We start from the raw sequence: 16545 nt of genomic DNA, 5'->3' as shown, positions 1-16545 counted from the left end.
ACCTTGCAGCGATGCGAGGCTGTCAGCCTGTTTGCATGCTTTGCGCAATCCGTAATCCGATGACATAGCCCTAGGGCCTGGGTGCGGTAAAAAGAGAGTGAGGTACTCCGGCCTACAACAAGAGCAAGACGGAGAAGACTCATGGCCGCAATCGACAACACATCCACGGGCAGCGCGCCCCACCACGGGATCACCAAGGAGGAGCGCAAGGTCATTTTCGCCTCGTCCCTGGGCACTGTGTTCGAGTGGTACGACTTCTACCTTTACGGCTCCCTCGCCGCGATCATCGCCAAGCACTTCTTCGCCGGCGTCAATGAGACAACGTCCTTCATCTTCGCGCTGCTTGCGTTCGCCGCCGGTTTCGCTGTACGTCCCTTCGGCGCCATTGTGTTCGGCCGACTGGGCGACATGATCGGGCGCAAGCACACGTTCCTCATCACCATTGTCATCATGGGTATCTCCACCGCCGTAGTGGGCTTTCTGCCCGGCTATGCGACCATCGGCGTGGCGGCACCGGTCATCCTGATCACCCTGCGCCTGTTGCAAGGCCTGGCCCTGGGCGGTGAGTACGGCGGCGCGGCGACCTACGTGGCCGAACATGCGCCCAAAGGCAAGCGCGGCTACTTCACCTCGTGGATCCAGACCACCGCAACCCTCGGCCTGTTCCTTTCGCTGCTGGTAATCCTTGCCTGCCGCACCATCCTCGGCACCGAAGCCTTCGAGGCCTGGGGCTGGCGGATTCCGTTCCTGCTGTCGATCCTGCTGCTGATCGTCTCGGTGTACATCCGCTTGCAACTCAGCGAGTCACCGGTGTTCTTGAAGATGAAGGAAGAAGGCAAGTCCTCCAAGGCGCCGCTGACCGAATCCTTCGCCCGCTGGGAAAACCTCAAGATAGTGATCATGGCCCTGCTCGGCGGCACTGCCGGCCAGGCCGTGGTCTGGTATACCGGACAGTTCTATGCGCTGTTTTTCTTGCTGCAGACGCTGAAGATCGACCCGCAGACTGCCAACCTTCTGATTGCCGGCTCGCTGCTGATCGGTACGCCGTTCTTCGTCATATTCGGCAGCCTGTCCGATCGCATCGGCCGTAAGGGAATCATCATGGCCGGCTGCATTCTCGCGGCGCTGACCTACTTCCCGATCTTCCATGCCTTGACCCAATACGGTAACCCCGACGTGTTCCTCGCGCAGGAGAAGAACCCGGTCACGGTGATCGCCGATCAGAGTAAGTGCTCGTTCCAGTTCGACCCGGTGGGCAAGGCCAAATTCACCAGTTCCTGCGACCTTGCCAAGACCGTGCTGGCGAAGAAGGCCATACCCTACAAGAACGAGAAGGCTGAGCCAGGTGCAATCGCGCAGGTCCGCATCGGCGATAAGGTGATCCCGAGCTTCGAGGGCACCGGCATGCCGGCCGCTGACTTCAAGCCCCGCAACGACGCCTTCGTCGCTACCCTCGGCACCGGGCTCAAGGACGCCGGTTACCCCGAGAAGGCCGATCCGGCGAAGACCAACTATCCGATGGTGTTGCTGCTCCTGACCATCCTGGTGATCTACGTCACCATGGTCTACGGCCCGATCGCCGCCTGGCTGGTGGAGCTCTTCCCGGCGCGCATTCGCTACACCTCGATGTCGCTGCCGTACCACATTGGCAATGGCTGGTTCGGCGGCTTTCTGCCGACGGTGGCATTCGCGATGGTCGCGGCCACGGGGGATATCTACTACGGGCTGTGGTACCCCATCGTCATCGCCGTGATGACGGCCATTCTTGGTACGTTCTTCCTGCCGGAAACCAAGGATCGGGAAATTCATCACACATAAGGTTGGCACTCGCCCTCTCCCGCAAGGGGGAGGGCAACGTGTGGTATCAGGAATCTTTGAGAGCTAGCGCTTACGTCGATGGCCCGTGATCATCGACAGAGGCAGGTTTTCACGCAAGCGCAGGCTTTCCACCAACGCTGCGACGATATGCACGCAAACCAGCGCGAGCAGTGCATTGGCCATAAACTCGTGGACATCGCGTAGCCAGTCTTCGCCCCAGAAATAGTCCACTTTCTTCCATCAAAAAACCTGTCCGGCAACGCGAGAAATTATCAATAACTTTCGCGCGCCGAAGGTTAGTCGTGCTTTGAAACGTTGTCACTGTGTTGCTATTCACTGAAGTAAACCTTGAGTCACAGAAAGCTGTGGCGAGGGAGCTTGCTCCTGCTTGAGTGCGTAGCACCCATAAAAAATCGACGATTGTTGTCAGGTCTTTGGGGCCGCTACGCAGCCCAACGTCGGAACGCCGCCCGGAGCAAGCTCGCTCTGGCACATTTGCCGTTGACCCATACATGCGGGAAAACGTATATTCGCAAAAACGCATATACCTATCCGCACCTTTGATGCGCGAACACAAAACGCTGAGAAACCCAAATGGCTGACCAACTGACGCCGACCACTGTTTTCAAATGCCTGGCTGACGACAACCGCGTCCGCATGATGCTGCTCATCGCCCGTGAGGGAGAACTGTGCGTCTGCGAGTTGACCTGTGCGTTGAATGAGAGCCAGCCCAAAGTCTCCAGGCACCTGGCGCAGTTGCGCACATGCGGATTGCTCTCGGACCGTCGGCAGGGCCAATGGGTTTATTACCGACTGCACCCGGATCTGCCGGGCTGGGTGCATCAGGTGCTGACCGTGGTGCTCGAATCCAACGGGCACTGGTTGAACCCGGATGCCAAACGCCTTGAAGAAATGGGTGACCGTCCCGAACGGGCAGCGGCCTGCTGCCCGGTTCGATGAACAACAAAGACAGAGCACAACAAAATGACTATCAAAGTAGGCATCAATGGTTTTGGCCGCATCGGTCGCCTCGCTCTGCGCGCAGCCTGGAGCTGGCCAGAATTCGAGTTCGTGCAGATCAACGATCCGGCAGGCGACGCGGCAACGCATGCGCACCTGCTGAACTTCGACTCGGTGCATGGTCGTTGGAATTACCAGGCCGACTCCGAAGGCGACAGCATCGTCATCGACGGCAAACGCATCAACGTCACTGCCAATAAGGCGATTGCCGATACCGATTGGTCGGGCTGCGATCTGGTGATTGAAGCCAGCGGCAAGATGAAGACCGTTGCGGTGCTTCAGGCTTACCTCGACCAGGGCGTTAAACGTGTGGTGGTCAGCGCGCCGGTGAAGGAGAAGGGCGCGCTGAACATCGTCATGGGCGTCAACCATCAGCTGTTCAACCCGGCGGAACATCGCATCATCACCGCCGCGTCATGCACCACCAACTGTCTCGCGCCGGTGGTTAAAGTGATCCACGAGAAGCTGGGCATTCGCCACGGCTCGATCACCACCATCCACGACCTGACTAACACTCAAAGCATCCTCGACCAACCCCACAAGGATCTGCGCCGTGCCCGTGCGTCGGGCATGAGTTTGATCCCGACCAGCACCGGCTCGGCCACCGCCATTGCCGAAATCTTCCCGGAATTGCGCGGGCGCCTGAATGGCCACGCCGTGCGCGTACCGTTGGCCAACGCTTCGCTGACCGATTGTGTCTTTGAAGTCGAACGCGTCACCACGGTTGAAGAAGTGAATCAGTTCCTCAAGGACGCGTCCGAGAACGAACTGAAAGACATCCTCGGTTTCGAGGAGCGTCCGCTGGTGTCCATCGACTACCGCACCGATCCGCGCTCATCGATCATCGATGCGCTGTCGACGATGGTCATCAACGGCACCCAGGTCAAACTCTATGCCTGGTACGACAATGAATGGGGTTACGCGAACCGCACCGTCGAACTGGCCAGAATGGTCGGCCTGGCCGTTTAAGGAGCGGTGATGAAAGCGTTGTCAGCCCTCGCTCCGCCAGTGCGGCAGTACCTGCTCGTGACGGGCAATTACTGGGCCTTCACCCTCACCGACGGTGCTTTGCGCATGTTGGTGGTGCTGCACTTTCACGCGTTGGGCTACAGCCCGCTGCAAATCGCGGCGTTGTTTCTGTTCTACGAACTGTTTGGCGTGATCACCAACCTGGTGGGCGGTTATCTTGGTGCTCGACTGGGCTTGAACCGGACCATGAACATCGGGTTGGGGATGCAGGTTGTGGCGCTGTTGATGCTGACCGTGCCAGTGGCCTGGCTGACGATTCCTTGGGTGATGGGTGCGCAGGCGTTGTCGGGGATCGCCAAAGACCTGAACAAAATGAGCGCCAAAAGCTCGATCAAGCTGTTAGTGCCCGATGGGCAGCAGGGCACGCTGTATCAATGGATTGCCATCCTCACCGGCTCGAAGAATGCACTCAAAGGCGTCGGTTTCTTTCTCGGCGGCGCATTACTCGCCCTGATAGGTTTCAAGGGAGCACTGCTGGCCATGGCGGGTGTTCTGGCGCTGATCTGGGTCAGCAGCTTGATTCTGTTAAAAAAGGATCTGGGCAAGGCCAAAGCCAAGCCCAGGTTTCGCGACATCTTGTCCAAAAGCCGGGCCATCAACATTCTGTCAGCGGCCCGAATGTTTCTGTTTGGTGCTCGCGATGTCTGGTTTGTCGTGGCGTTGCCGGTGTACTTGAGCAGCGTCTTTGGCTGGGACTTCTGGAAGGTTGGCGGGTTTCTGGCGGCCTGGGTGATCGGCTACGGCATCGTGCAATCGTTCGCGCCGCGCATTACGGGTAAGAAACGAGGGCATGTCCCCGATGGCCGTGCGGCCTTTCTATGGGCGCTTGCTCTGGCAGGCCTGCCGGCGGCAATCGCCGTGGGGCTGAACACCGGGTTATCGCAACAGGGGGTGCTGTTAGGCGGATTGATGGTCTTTGGTGCGCTGTTCGCGGTGAACTCCTCGCTGCACAGCTACCTGATCGTTTCCTATGCCAAAGAAGACGGCGTGTCGCTGGACGTGGGTTTCTACTACATGTCCAACGCCATGGGACGGCTGATCGGCACCGTGCTCTCCGGCTGGGTTTATCAGGCTTTCGGGCTGGAGGCGTGTCTATGGATATCCAGCCTGTTTGTTATTTTCGCGGCATTGATCTCCGTGGCGTTACCGAGGCATGCCGAAGTGCGTTAAATGCCCTGAAAGCGGCTGTTTCACGCGCTTTACTTAAACTATGAAAGTTTGATTTCCAGTATGTTATTCATGCGTGTGCCATTTTTCAGGCGTCAAATGATTGAAGTTTGTTATATGTATCGAAAAGCAATTGGTCTTAGCACAATTTATTCGTACGCATTTGTTACAGGTTCAGCCATAAATAAACGCACCCGGCCGCTGCGAGGAAAACTACAAGAACCTGACAACTAAAAGTCTCGCCACAATAAAAATCTAATCCTCCTTATAAGTCGGTGATCATCATGATTAAATTCATGACCTACTTTTTAATAGGAGCTGGTATTGCAGGATGCAACGGTATGGTAAAACCCGACTTGTCGGGGCCTGCCAATGATTCATATTTTTCAGTCTTCTCGGGCTTTCCTTTGCCTTATCTGTACATGGCCTCGGCCGTGCAATGGAACGAAGACTATGCCGTCACCACCCGCCACACCCCCCTCATCCGCCACGTGGAATACAGCTGCAGCACTGGCTGCGACCTTGTTTTCATCCAGCACAAGGCCGACGGCCGCTATCCGTCATGGCGCGCACCGCGTGTGGGTGAACACATCACTGCCGTGGGGGCGAGTCCCTACATGACGACCGTCACCGGGCAAGGCAAAGTGTACCCGGCGCCTTTCATCAATAGCGAGGAAGGCAGCGGCGAACGCTATGCCATCCATGATGCCCCGATGATAAAGGGGATGTCGGGTGGTCCCGTCATCGGCAATGACGGTAGCATTGTCGGTATCAATGTCGGCTTTTTCTCCACCACACTCCACGATGTTAGTTTTCACCCCGGGTTAAAGGGGGCTGAGAGGGTCAGTATCTTTATCCCTTACTCGATCATTCAGCGTGAATGGGAACTGATGCAGGTGAAGCTTAACGATCCGCACGGCGCGAAGTACGCGAAGAAGTAACTTCGCATCGTCAATCAATTAGCCGCCAGGGTGTGGATCATCGTATTGGGCGCGATGAGCTACATCTTGGTTGGTTAGTTGAATCCAGGCGTATATTGATTGTGTCGATCCTGATCATTGAGGCGATAGCAGATCGCTGACGGTGTGACAGACGAGAGGCTGGGGGGGCTAGCAGATATCCCAGAACGTTTGGAGGTGTGACATGAGCCAATATCAACGACTCTTTCTAATAGCCGGTCCCACCATGCGTCACACGCCGGCGCTGCAGCGGGCCGTCGCCATTGCCGAAGCGACTGGCGCAGCGCTGCATATCACGGTGTTTATCGAAGACTTCAACATCTTGGGTTTGATCCACGCCAGTGCACGGTTTCGTGAAGCTTGTCAGCAAGAGAACGAGAAATGGCTCAAGGATGAGGCCGATATAATTCGCGGGCGCGGAATCAACTTGAGTACCGAGGTGCTTTTCACGCGCGACGCTCTGCAAGAGATCCTTCAGCACGTGGCAACAACGCAGGCGGATCTGGTTATCAAGGACGTGCAGCATGAGTCGGCGCTCAAACGCGTTTTCATCACGCCTCTGGATTGGCATCTACTGCGCGAGTGTCCGGTGCCTGTCCATCTGGTCAGCGAAGTCAGTTGCCCACTTCCGCGCGTGATCGTGGCGGCAGTCGATCCGTCGCACCCAGAGACTCAGATCATTGGAATCAACGATTTGATCATCCAGGCTGCAAACGAACTGGCAACGCAATGCAATGCAGAAATGCACCTGCTGTATGCCTACGATCTATCGCAGACGCATATATCCGATGCGGGCGCGGGTGCAGTGACGATGCCTGGCTTTAACAGCGACGTGCGCAAGTCTTTGCACAGGTCATTCATTGCATTGGCCGATCACTACGGCGTGCCCACCGAACGGCAACACTTCGTTGCAGGGCCGCCAGGTAAAGCGCTGGCCGACTTTGCTGCGCATCACCGGGCCGACGTGATAGTCATGGGAAATGCGCATCGCAAGGGGCTAGACAAGTGGGTGGGCAGTACCACGGAGCATGTGTTGTATCGGGTGCCCTGCAACATTCTCGCCGTCACCGGGCAAACGGATCAATGAATGGATGCACTGCTAAGTGACCTGGTAAGGGGGCCTCGGCGGCCGGCTCGGGATTTTTTGAGGGCGCGTGCCGAGATATCCCGGTAGGTGTCACTATCGGTCGCCGCGAGCAGCTTTCCACCGTCCTTCAGTGTGGCCATAAAGGTCACCTCGGTGCTTTTTCCGGCGAGTAGAAAACCGGCAATGGCCCCAACGGGACCGAGCAACATGGCACCCGCGAGCCCCAAGCCTATGGCGGACTTTATATTCTTGTTGGAATCAGTGTTCTGAATGGTTAGATCTTTAAATTCAGAGACCGGGAAGCTGGTTCCAACCCGGGGTTTGAGGGACGTTTTGAGGGTGATGGTTCCAAGGTGATATTCCCCGTCGCCCTGCGGGAAGTCACCGGCGAGTACTACGATCTTTGCCATATGGAGTTTTCTCTTGGGCGATCATTTTTGGGTAGGACATTGCGCGCGCCCCAAATCAAAACGTCAACGATCCGACGATGAGTGGCATCGCTAGATTTGAGGCTCACAAGTATCAGTCCTGTAAAACAATTTTATTCTCAGGCGTAGGCCATTTTCAGGAGACCGGACCCGGCGCTCCGACATGGACGTTTTATAACGTTTGGCTAAAGCAGGCAGAGAGTGCGCTTTAATTCTCCGCTGGTCCGACAGGTTTAATCGTGATCAGGATCAAATGCTCGGCATCATCAACAGACCTTTCAGCCGAGAGGGTTTAACGGGGGATTAATGGACTTCTGGACCACTACGCAAGTATCGATTCTAGGGCTGGTTGAAGGGCTCACAGAGTTCTTGCCCATCTCCAGTACGGGACACCAGATTATTGCCGCGGACTTGCTCGACTTCGGCGGTGAGCGAGCCATGGCGTTCAATATCATCATTCAGTTGGGCGCTATTCTGGCGGTCGTCTGGGAGTTTCGTCACAAGATTCTGGAGATCACCAGCGGCTTGCCGACCCAGCGTAATGCGCAACGTTTCACACTGAATTTATTGATCGGATTCTTGCCGGCGGTTGTTCTGGGTGTGATGTTCGCCGACAAAATCCATGAGTATCTGTTCAACCCGATCACCGTGGCCGTGGCGCTGGTGATAGGTGGAATCATCATGTTGTGGGCGGAGCAACGTGAGCATGTGGTGGTTATCGATCACGTGGACGAAATGCGCTGGACCGATGCCTTGAAAGTCGGTTGCGCACAGTGCCTGGCGATGATCCCCGGCACTTCGCGCTCGGGTTCGACGATTATCGGCGGGTTGCTGTTTGGCCTGTCGCGCAAGACGGCTACCGAGTTTTCATTCTTCCTGGCGATGCCGACGATGGTGGGGGCCGCAGTGTACTCGGGCTATAAATACCGCGACCTGTTCCAGTCCGCAGATTTGCCGGTGTTTGCCTTGGGGTTTGTTGCCGCATTTCTCTTTGCGATGATTGCCGTGCGCGGTTTGCTCAAGTTCATCGCCAACCATAGTTATGCGGTGTTCGCCTGGTATCGGATCGCGTTCGGTTTACTGATCCTGGCGACGTGGTTTTTGGGTTGGGTCGACTGGAATCATCTCTCGGAAGGGGCGTAGGTCTGTGGCGAGCGAGCTTGCTCGCGTTGGGCTGCGTAGCGGCCCCAAAAATCTGACAACCGATTTTTGTGAGTGCTACGCACTCAAGCGGGAGCAAGCTCCCTCGCCACAGGTTTCTTTGACTCAAGACTCCGGGTGGATCTAAATCTTGTTCACCCCAGCCAGTGGCAGGCTGATGTGTTGTTCACGCTGCAGGAAATTCATCATCAGCAGCACCCGTTCCTCGCCGTCCATGGCCAGGAACACCGCCTCGAGATCGGAGAACGGGCCTTCAGTGATGCGCACCGTGTCTCCGTGCCGCAAAAGCGTTTGCACGATCGCCTGGCTGTCTCGTTCCTGGAGCTCGTCGATCAGCGCATCGCGGATAGGCAGTGGCTGGCCGCCGAACCCGACGACGCGCGAAACGCCGCGGGTCGAGCGTAGCGGGCCCCAACTGTCCTGAAGGCTTAGTTGAATAAACAGATAACCCGGAAACAGAGACTCACTGATCACTCGACGCTGCCCGCGCAAAACGCGCTCACGCCGGTAGGTCGAGCGAAAACAGGCATAGCCCTGGCGCTGTAAATGTTCTTCGGCGCGCTCATCCTGTTTGGGTTTGCACTGAAGCAGATACCAGGCTTTGTCGGCGTGTTCTGCAATCGCGTTCATTCAAATTCCCTCCCTGCATCGATTTGCCCCAGTAGTTCGGCGGTTTTGTGCTGCATGAGCGAGCTGTCGCCGCGACTTTCCACGGTCAGGCAAATCACGCAACCATCGTCCAGAAGACGCAAGCTGAGACGCCAGTCGGCAAAGACCAGGCTCAGCCCATCGCTCTCGTCGATGTCGAGGGCGTCGGCGGCGTAACGCTGCCTGATGCTCGCCAGCAACGTCGGACCATCCTTGACGTGACGGTGGATTTCCCCGGAGGAGGGGAACGCACCGATGCGCTCCACCAGCAGCACCGGCGGTTTCTGCATACGGGAAAAGATCAGTTCCGACGCATAGGCGCGCACGATGCGGTACGCGAGATTGTTCTTAAGGTCAGCGCCATACGGGCGGCGACTGTCACCTGCCTTGAAACCGCTCAATGTCTTCATAGAGGCTTCGTCCATAGGGAAATAAAGACCGAAAAATCGATTCGATAACGCACGCGCTTGTCTGGGGTCAACGCTGTCACAAGGTGTTCTGATGCAGATGCTCGAAACAGAAGTTGGTGGCTTCGATGTAACCTTCGGCGCCACCGCAATCGAAACGTCGGCCCTTGAACTGATAAGCCAGCACGCAGCCGTTCTGGGCCTGCTTCATCAATGCGTCGGTGATCTGGATTTCACCGCCCTTGCCAGGCTCGGTGTCAGCGATCAGGTCAAAGATATCGGGGGTCAGAATGTAGCGACCGATAATGGCCAGGTTAGACGGGGCGTCTTCCGGGCTAGGCTTTTCGACCATGCTGTTGACCCGGTAAATACCCTCGCGAATCAGCTCGCCGGCAATCACGCCGTACTTCTGAGTTTGCTCACGGGGCACTTCCTGAATCGCCACAATCGAACAACGGAACTGCTCATAGAGCTTGAGCATTTGCGCCAGTACGCCATCGCCCTCCAGGTTCAGGCACAGGTCGTCGGCCAGCACCACGGCGAATGGCTCATCACCGATCAACGAACGACCGCTGAGAATGGCGTGCCCCAGGCCCTTCATCTCCACCTGACGGGTGTAGGAAAAAGTGCAGTTATCGATCAGCTCACGAGTGCCTTCCAGGAATCGCTCCTTATCGGTGCCACGAATCTGGTGTTCCAGCTCGAAGCTGACATCGAAATGATCCTCCAGCGCTCGCTTGCCCCGGCCGGTGACGATGGCCATATGTTGCAGGCCGGCGTCGCGCGCTTCCTCAACGGCGTACTGGATCAGCGGCTTGTTGACGATCGGCAGCATCTCCTTCGGCATGGCCTTGGTGGCGGGCAAAAAGCGGGTCCCATAGCCGGCAGCGGGGAACAGGCATTTACGAATCATGGAAACGTCCTTGAAAGTAGACAGATGGAGTGGCAAATGGCAGTAGGAAAGGTTCGACTAGGCTGTCGGAACCGGCACGCTGGAGAGTGCGGGCTCTAAATGGCTCGATCACTCGTGAAAAATCTTGGCAACGCTGCAGGGGCAGCGAAAGGCCTGTACGCCATGTTTCGCGCGAGGCGAGGGCAGAGAGAACGATCGGGCGGTCGATTGGCTGGCGAGCAGGCCTGGTGGTTCCATGGCATGCTCCTGACGCAACCCGCTGTAAACAAAGTTATTGCCCAAGGCATCTCTATACCCAACTTCTAACCGAATGTCTGACGCCCTGGCAATGCACTAACGGAACAGCTATATATTAGCTACTCTCTATTTCGGTGTAATTTAGATTGAACGGTCGCGGGAAAACGGTAATTGTTATAAATCGTCTGGATAAATTTTTGAACTGTTATTTTCAGAGCTTAAAGAGTGAAATGTTATTTTTTGTCTGAAGAAAAAGTTGGGGGCTGTTCAAACGTCATGGTAATAAATACGCACTGATTGTTTTTAAAGTTGCAGCTGCATTTGCCGGGTTGATCAATACCCGGCCTCATTCGTAGTTTAAAGCTCTTATGTTCGGCAAGTGCTATGTCACCGCCAATGTTGACAAGACGGGGAATGTTATCTTGCTTAAAAGGGTTTTGATTGTCTGCGTCGGCAATATTTGCCGCAGTCCCACCGCGGAGCATCTGCTGCGCGGGGCACTCGTTCATTCCGATATCGAGGTCAGTTCGGCTGGCCTTGCTGCCTTGGCGGGCAAGCCCATCGAGCCGACGGCACACGCTGTACTCACGGAGCATGGTCATCAGCCCGATGGGCATGAGGCCGTTCAACTCACCTCTCAAGCCGTCAGCGAGGCGGACTTGATTCTGGTGATGGAGCGACGGCATGTCAGCGGAGTACTCAACATTGCCCCCGAAGCGCGAGGCAAAGTGTTGCTACTGGGCAAATGGCAAGACGATCGCGAAATCAGCGACCCCTACCGTCAAGGCAAACCTGCTTTTGTGCACGCTTATGCGTTGATCGAAGAAGCCGTACTCGCATGGGCACAGCGCCTGGCGCGCTGATGGCCACTCCTTTTTGAATCGTAATACAGGCAAAGAATCCGACTTATGCAGCAAGCACCGGTAGTCAATGTGCGGGACGACGACAATGACGAGATTGATCTTCTCGGCTTGTTTGGGACACTTATCGACCATAAATGGCTGATTGCCGCAGTTACCGGTGCCTTCATGGTGGCCGGGGCCGCATACGCAGTGCTGGCGACCCCGGTATTCCAGGCGAATGCGCTGTTGCAGGTTGAAGCGAAGAAGAATGATTTGCTGGGCTTCTCGGATATCGGCAGCATGCTGGGCAAGGAGTCTCCTTCGGCCACCGAGATCGAGTTGATCCAGTCCCGCTCCGTGATTGGCAAAACCGTCGACAACTTGAAACTTGATATTGTCATACAACCCATGTATTTCCCGGTGGTCGGTGAGTTCCTGGCGCGTCGATTCCAGAATAATAATCCCGGTGAAATAGCCGACCCCTTGTTGGGGTTGAACAGTTTCGCGTGGGGAGGGGAGTCGCTGAAGATATTCAAACTGGATCTTCCCGACTCGCAACTGGGCAAGAAGCTAACCCTGACCGCGGGTGAAAATGGTCATTACACCCTGGTAGACGAAGACGACAACTTATTGGCAGCCAGCCAGGCGGGACAACTTTTCGAACAAAATGGCGTTGCGTTTCAGATAGAAGAAATGCACGCCAATCCTGGAACCCGCTTCAGAATCATCCGCAATTCTCGCCTGACCAGCATCCTCGACTATCAAGAGGCGTTGGATGTAGTCGAGCGCGGAAAAGAGTCGGGCATGATCGGTCTCGCGCTGGAAAGTACAGATCCGGACCAAGCCATTAAAATACTCAATGAAATTGCCGCTATTTATGTGCGGCAAAACGTAGAGCGCACTTCGGCTGAGGCAGCGCAGAGCCTGGCGTTTCTCAAAGAGCAACTTCCGGTGGTCAAGAAGGACCTGGAAAAAGCCGGAAATGCCTTGAATGAATACCAGACGCGCAGCAAGTCCGTGGACATCACGCTAGAAACCAAAGCCATTCTCGATCAGATTGTCGGGCTTGATACCAGCATCTCCGAGTTGAAGTTGCAGCAAGCCGAAATGGACCGCAAATTCACCCGCCAACATCCCGCCTATCGCGCATTGTTGAGCCAGATCGGTGAGTTGAGTAGCAAGCAGAAAAGTTTGGCGTCCAAGGTGGAGAGCCTTCCTTCAACCCAGCAAGAACTGCTGAGCCTTACCCGGGACGTAGAGGTCGGTACAGCCATTTATACCCAGCTACTGAACAAGTCTCAGGAACTGGATGTGATGCGCGCGGGCACCGTCGGTAACGTGCGTCTGATCGACACTGCGGACGTCAATTACCTCAAGCCGGTCAAACCGAAAAAAGCTTTGATTGTACTGATCGCGACCATTCTTGGCGGCTTCCTGGCGGTGGCCCTGGTGCTGGTACGCAAGGCGCTGAACCGGGGATTGGAAAGCCCGGAAGCCATTGAGCAACTTGGGTTGCCGGTCTACGCGTCGATTCCTTACAGCGCTCTGCAGAAAACCGAAGACGACAAAGTCTCCCGCGGACGAGGGCGTTCCGGGGCAGGTTCTACTTTGCTGGCTGTCAGTCATCCCACCGATCTGGCAATTGAGGCGTTGCGCAGTTTGCGGACCAGTCTGCACTTCGCCATGCATGAGGCTGACAACAATCGCCTGATGATTTCCGGGCCGAGTCCTCAGGTAGGTAAAACGTTCGTGTCGGTCAACCTCGCGGTGGTGATAGCACAAACCGGGTTGCGGGTATTGTTGATCGACGTCGACATGCGCAAAGGCTATCTGCACAAAGTGTTAGGTGTTGGTTCAGATAATGGGCTCTCCGATATTCTGGCCCGGCGCTGCGATGTGGCCACTGCCATCCATAAGACCGAAATCGACAACTTCGATTTTGTCAGTCGAGGCCAGATCCCGCCAAATCCTTCCGAGTTACTGATGCACGCCAATTTCAGCGCGCTATTGGAGCAGGCGAGTAAGCAATACGATCTGGTGATTCTCGATACGCCGCCTCTACTAGCGGTAACAGACGCGGCGATTGTCGGGCGCTTGTCCGGGACCAACTTGATTGTGACGCGCTATGGCCTGAACCCGGCGAAAGAAATCGAATTGACGGTCCGCCGGTTTTCCCAGAATGGCGTTGCCATTAAAGGTGCGATTTTTAACGGCGTGGAGAAAAAGGCCTCCAATAAATATGGTTACAGTGATTATGGTTATTACCACTATGACTACGCCTCCGACAAAAGTTGATGGCTATTAAACAGGTCGCGTCATAAGTTCGGATTTTTGACGGTGTTGCTGTTGCTCTTGAGTTTTTATCGTTTATTGCTGCGCCGGGTCATTAGCCAATAGGCATGATCAAACCGATATTTCATGGAAACGCCACGTCCTGAGGAAGATGACGAAAAATCCTGGGGCGGTAGCGTGATTGCGAATGACAGGTCAATGAATAAAACCACAGCGTTCAAAGCTATTTCGCTCCTCTGGATCGGTTCCCTGGCGGGAGCCGGGTTCGCCTTTCTCACTCAGGTATTCCTGGCGAGAAAGTTGGGCAGCAACGATTTCGGTGCTTTTTCGTCGGCACTCACCACCATTACGCTCCTCGCCCCTCTGGCGGGATTCGGGATATCGCAGTACTGGCTCAAGGCTTTTGGCCAAGAGGGCTGGGCGGCGAAACGCTGGTTGAAACCTTCGTTCCAGTTCATCGCCTTAAGTGCCTTGTTTCTTATCTGCTCTATTGTGGCGTGGGCGCTTTATTCCAGTCATGACCGGTTAACGCAGAACCTGCTGTTGATCCTTTCCCTGTACATATTGGGACAGTTGTCGGTAGAACTGGTGAGCAGCAAACTTCAGCTTGAAGAAAAATATTTGCACTTGGCGCTTTGGCAGTTTTTGCCGCATTTCCTTCGTTGCTCAATGGTCTTCGTCACGGCGGTCATGAGTGCCACGCCGATAGCTGCGGAATACTACGCCGCCTTTTTTTCGCTCATTGCAGTGGTGTTTTTTTTGTTGGCCGTTCCCCAGTTGTTGCATATGACAAATGGGAAGTTGACCCTGAAGGGCCACGAACTGACCACAGAATTCACGGCCCTATCGGTGAGGCCGAGCATGTTAAGTGTTGCCGGCGCCAGTTGGCCATTTGGCGTGGCGGCGTTCTCGCACCTGATTTACTTTCAAAGCAACATTATCTTGCTTAAACATCTCTCAAGTAATAGCGCCGCCGGTATCTACAGCGTTGCGTTCACCATCATGACTGCCGTGTATTTGTTGCCGAGCGTTATTTATCAGCGGTTCCTGCTGCCCAAGATGCACCGCTGGGCGAACCATGATCGAGACATGTTCTATCAGATATACCGAAAGGGTAACTGGTTGATGCTGCTGCTGGGAACGTTGGCCATGCTGGCGATTCTGGTTTGTGCGGACTGGGCAGTACCGCTGCTGTTTGGTGAGGCTTATCGAGACGCTGCGTCGATCTTGAAAATTCTTTCGCTGTCGGCACCGATCATTTTTCTGGCGTTCAGTGCTGGTGCCACATTGGTGACTCAGGAACACATGAAAGTGAAAGTTAAATACATGGCGATGGTGGCGGTAATCAATGTATTGCTTAATCTGATCTTAATTCCTCGCTTTGACTTGCGAGGTGCCGCAGTAGCGACCGTTGTCAGTAATTTATTACTCTTGTCGTTATATTTTTATGGCGCTCAACGGTTAGTTTTCAAGAACAAAGTTTCAATAGCAGGTGCCGCTCCCCATGCCTAAATTATTTATGATCACCGACAGTCGGGAGATGAATTCTCATGATTGATGCCGCAAAAATCTATGCCCGGACAGTACTAGCTGGGTTTGGCTTTTTATATGACTTGGGTCGGTATATCCGATATGCCGGATGGCGATCTTCACTCAATTCGGTAGAAGCTCGAAATTATTATATGGTCAAGGTGTACCACACCCTTGAAAAGAGCCTGAGTTTTACCAACCGCAAGCCGGGTTCTGGTTGGGCGGGCGCCAATGCACTTATCAAGGCGTTGGAGAAGTCATTCACGCTCAATGGTACGGGTTATCACGATTTGGTGGCTATCACGGTATTAAAGAAGTTTGCTGAAGCGGAAATAGCCCATCAACCAGAAAAAACTGCCGAGCTTATAAAGCGCCTTATTAAAGTCGAGAGTCTGAGCAATCGATCAATTCCGTTCTATGAAAACAGTGGGGCCATTAACTACGACAAGACAGCGTTCGATAAAGGACGACTGGCCGTTCCAGAAAATTTCTTTATGTCCAGGTACTCGCTTCGGGAATTCTCCGACGAAAAAATAAGTGCCGAAGCGTTAAGCAGAGCCTTGGAGATGGCCATGAAGTCACCTTCGGCCTGTAATAGACAATCGTGGCATGTTTATCATCTGGAGGACGAGTTGGCGCAACAAGCCCTTGCTTTTCAAGATGGCAATCGAGGGTTCGGTCACAAAATAAAAGATTTGCTGATTATAACCACCGACCTACGGGCTTTCGTTTCCCCGCGAGAACGCTACCAACACTGGATCGACGGCGGAATGTTTTCCATGTCGTTGATTCTGGCGTTGCATTCAATAGGTATTGCCTCGTGCTGCTTGAACTGGAGTCAGTCGGGGAGGGCGGACATCAAGTTCCGTAAGGTGATCAAGATAAGTCCGCAGCACACGGTGATGATGATGTTGGCGATAGGTTATCCGAACGAGCAGAACACGGTCTGTGCTTCTCCGCGTCGCCCCGTCAGTGAAGTGTTTACCAAGCTGTCCGGTCAGTAAGTC

General features: G+C 54.9%; 15 protein-coding genes and 1 pseudogene. 11 read left to right on the top strand and 5 right to left on the bottom strand.

The annotated features are described in order from the left end of the window. Positions 1-141 precede the first annotated feature (141 nt). On the top strand, positions 142-1818 hold the full coding sequence (locus tag ACZ3HH_RS16610) for an MFS transporter (RefSeq protein ID WP_465805908.1): 1677 nt from the start codon (positions 142-144) through the stop codon (positions 1816-1818). Between the two features lie 63 nt (positions 1819-1881). On the opposite strand, the pseudogene ACZ3HH_RS16605 reads toward ACZ3HH_RS16610, so the two are convergent. Continuing rightward, a pseudogene (locus ACZ3HH_RS16605) lies at positions 1882-2071 on the bottom strand (cytochrome b/b6 domain-containing protein); the annotation flags it as partial. Positions 2072-2412: 341 nt separating this feature from the next. Between ACZ3HH_RS16605 and ACZ3HH_RS16600 the strand changes: the two are divergent. From ACZ3HH_RS16600 to ACZ3HH_RS16580, 5 genes are all read left to right on the top strand, one after another. Then, entirely contained in the window at positions 2413-2778 is a 366-nt protein-coding gene (locus ACZ3HH_RS16600) for a metalloregulator ArsR/SmtB family transcription factor (protein ID WP_465805906.1), read from the top strand. A gap of 24 nt (positions 2779-2802) precedes the next feature. Beyond that, the gene (locus tag ACZ3HH_RS16595) at positions 2803-3807 is read left to right on the top strand and encodes an ArsJ-associated glyceraldehyde-3-phosphate dehydrogenase (RefSeq protein ID WP_465805904.1); all 1005 of its coding nucleotides are present in this window, start codon (positions 2803-2805) and stop codon (positions 3805-3807) included. Positions 3808-3816: 9 nt separating this feature from the next. Next, complete coding sequence (gene arsJ, locus ACZ3HH_RS16590; protein ID WP_465805902.1) at positions 3817-5037, top strand: organoarsenical effux MFS transporter ArsJ; 1221 nt, start codon at positions 3817-3819, stop codon at positions 5035-5037. Positions 5038-5375: 338 nt separating this feature from the next. Further along, positions 5376-5975, top strand: coding sequence for a serine protease (locus ACZ3HH_RS16585; RefSeq protein WP_460148291.1), 600 nt, complete (start codon positions 5376-5378; stop codon positions 5973-5975). 202 nt (positions 5976-6177) lie between these two features. Next, positions 6178-7080 (top strand): universal stress protein, encoded by a 903-nt coding sequence (locus ACZ3HH_RS16580; RefSeq protein WP_465805900.1) that lies wholly within the window; start codon positions 6178-6180, stop codon positions 7078-7080. On the opposite strand, the gene ACZ3HH_RS16575 is transcribed toward ACZ3HH_RS16580, so the two are convergent. Beyond that, a complete protein-coding gene (locus ACZ3HH_RS16575; protein ID WP_465805898.1) occupies positions 7074-7490 on the bottom strand; it encodes a hypothetical protein in 417 nt (138 codons plus the stop codon). The two genes, ACZ3HH_RS16580 and ACZ3HH_RS16575, sit on opposite strands and share 7 nt — an antisense overlap. 324 nt (positions 7491-7814) lie before the next feature. Between ACZ3HH_RS16575 and ACZ3HH_RS16570 the strand changes: the two genes are divergently transcribed. Then, entirely contained in the window at positions 7815-8651 is an 837-nt protein-coding gene (locus ACZ3HH_RS16570) for an undecaprenyl-diphosphate phosphatase (protein WP_367372064.1), read from the top strand. 141 nt (positions 8652-8792) lie between these two features. Here the strand turns inward: ACZ3HH_RS16570 and rfaH are convergent, their stop codons facing one another. From rfaH to galU, 3 genes are all read right to left on the bottom strand, one after another. Further along, complete coding sequence (rfaH, locus tag ACZ3HH_RS16565) at positions 8793-9299, bottom strand: transcription/translation regulatory transformer protein RfaH (RefSeq protein WP_465805895.1); 507 nt, start codon at positions 9297-9299, stop codon at positions 8793-8795. Next, positions 9296-9727, bottom strand: a complete 432-nt coding sequence (locus ACZ3HH_RS16560; RefSeq protein WP_465805893.1) for a phosphomannomutase — start codon at positions 9725-9727, stop codon at positions 9296-9298. Before ACZ3HH_RS16560 ends, rfaH begins: the two co-directional genes overlap by 4 nt. Positions 9728-9803: 76 nt before the next feature. After that, on the bottom strand, positions 9804-10637 hold the full coding sequence (gene galU / locus ACZ3HH_RS16555) for a UTP--glucose-1-phosphate uridylyltransferase GalU (RefSeq protein WP_465805891.1): 834 nt from the start codon (positions 10635-10637) through the stop codon (positions 9804-9806). A 605-nt stretch (positions 10638-11242) separates the two neighbouring features. Between galU and ACZ3HH_RS16550 the strand changes: the two genes are divergently transcribed. The 4 genes from ACZ3HH_RS16550 (at position 11243) to ACZ3HH_RS16535 (ending at position 16542) form a co-directional block, all read left to right on the top strand. After that, positions 11243-11737, top strand: coding sequence for a low molecular weight protein-tyrosine-phosphatase (locus ACZ3HH_RS16550; protein WP_465805889.1), 495 nt, complete (start codon positions 11243-11245; stop codon positions 11735-11737). A gap of 45 nt (positions 11738-11782) precedes the next feature. Further along, positions 11783-14011 (top strand): polysaccharide biosynthesis tyrosine autokinase, encoded by a 2229-nt coding sequence (locus ACZ3HH_RS16545; protein WP_465805887.1) that lies wholly within the window; start codon positions 11783-11785, stop codon positions 14009-14011. Between the two features lie 123 nt (positions 14012-14134). Continuing rightward, positions 14135-15520 (top strand): flippase, encoded by a 1386-nt coding sequence (locus ACZ3HH_RS16540; RefSeq protein WP_465805885.1) that lies wholly within the window; start codon positions 14135-14137, stop codon positions 15518-15520. A 38-nt stretch (positions 15521-15558) separates the two neighbouring features. Beyond that, positions 15559-16542, top strand: a complete 984-nt coding sequence (locus ACZ3HH_RS16535) for a nitroreductase family protein (protein ID WP_465805883.1) — start codon at positions 15559-15561, stop codon at positions 16540-16542. The last annotated feature ends 3 nt before the right edge of the window (positions 16543-16545 follow it).

The organism is Pseudomonas sp. PME37.24/025, assembly GCF_055556615.1.
Note: the sequence above shows the minus strand (reverse complement) of the source record. Positions and strands in the feature narration are given on the sequence as shown.

Excerpts from the sequence above, each read along its gene's own strand:
- ACZ3HH_RS16610 (WP_465805908.1), top strand. The coding sequence starts at position 142 with ATGGCCGCAATCGACAACACATCCACGGGCAGCGCGCCCCACCACGGG.
- ACZ3HH_RS16600 (WP_465805906.1), top strand. The coding sequence starts at position 2,413 with ATGGCTGACCAACTGACGCCGACCACTGTTTTCAAATGCCTGGCTGAC.
- ACZ3HH_RS16595 (WP_465805904.1), top strand. The coding sequence starts at position 2,803 with ATGACTATCAAAGTAGGCATCAATGGTTTTGGCCGCATCGGTCGCCTC.
- arsJ (WP_465805902.1), top strand. The coding sequence starts at position 3,817 with ATGAAAGCGTTGTCAGCCCTCGCTCCGCCAGTGCGGCAGTACCTGCTC.
- ACZ3HH_RS16585 (WP_460148291.1), top strand. The coding sequence starts at position 5,376 with ATGGTAAAACCCGACTTGTCGGGGCCTGCCAATGATTCATATTTTTCA.
- ACZ3HH_RS16580 (WP_465805900.1), top strand. The coding sequence starts at position 6,178 with ATGAGCCAATATCAACGACTCTTTCTAATAGCCGGTCCCACCATGCGT.
- ACZ3HH_RS16575 (WP_465805898.1), bottom strand. The coding sequence starts at position 7,490 with ATGGCAAAGATCGTAGTACTCGCCGGTGACTTCCCGCAGGGCGACGGG.
- ACZ3HH_RS16570 (WP_367372064.1), top strand. The coding sequence starts at position 7,815 with ATGGACTTCTGGACCACTACGCAAGTATCGATTCTAGGGCTGGTTGAA.
- rfaH (WP_465805895.1), bottom strand. The coding sequence starts at position 9,299 with ATGAACGCGATTGCAGAACACGCCGACAAAGCCTGGTATCTGCTTCAG.
- ACZ3HH_RS16560 (WP_465805893.1), bottom strand. The coding sequence starts at position 9,727 with ATGAAGACATTGAGCGGTTTCAAGGCAGGTGACAGTCGCCGCCCGTAT.
- galU (WP_465805891.1), bottom strand. The coding sequence starts at position 10,637 with ATGATTCGTAAATGCCTGTTCCCCGCTGCCGGCTATGGGACCCGCTTT.
- ACZ3HH_RS16550 (WP_465805889.1), top strand. The coding sequence starts at position 11,243 with ATGTTCGGCAAGTGCTATGTCACCGCCAATGTTGACAAGACGGGGAAT.
- ACZ3HH_RS16545 (WP_465805887.1), top strand. The coding sequence starts at position 11,783 with ATGCAGCAAGCACCGGTAGTCAATGTGCGGGACGACGACAATGACGAG.
- ACZ3HH_RS16540 (WP_465805885.1), top strand. The coding sequence starts at position 14,135 with ATGGAAACGCCACGTCCTGAGGAAGATGACGAAAAATCCTGGGGCGGT.
- ACZ3HH_RS16535 (WP_465805883.1), top strand. The coding sequence starts at position 15,559 with ATGATTGATGCCGCAAAAATCTATGCCCGGACAGTACTAGCTGGGTTT.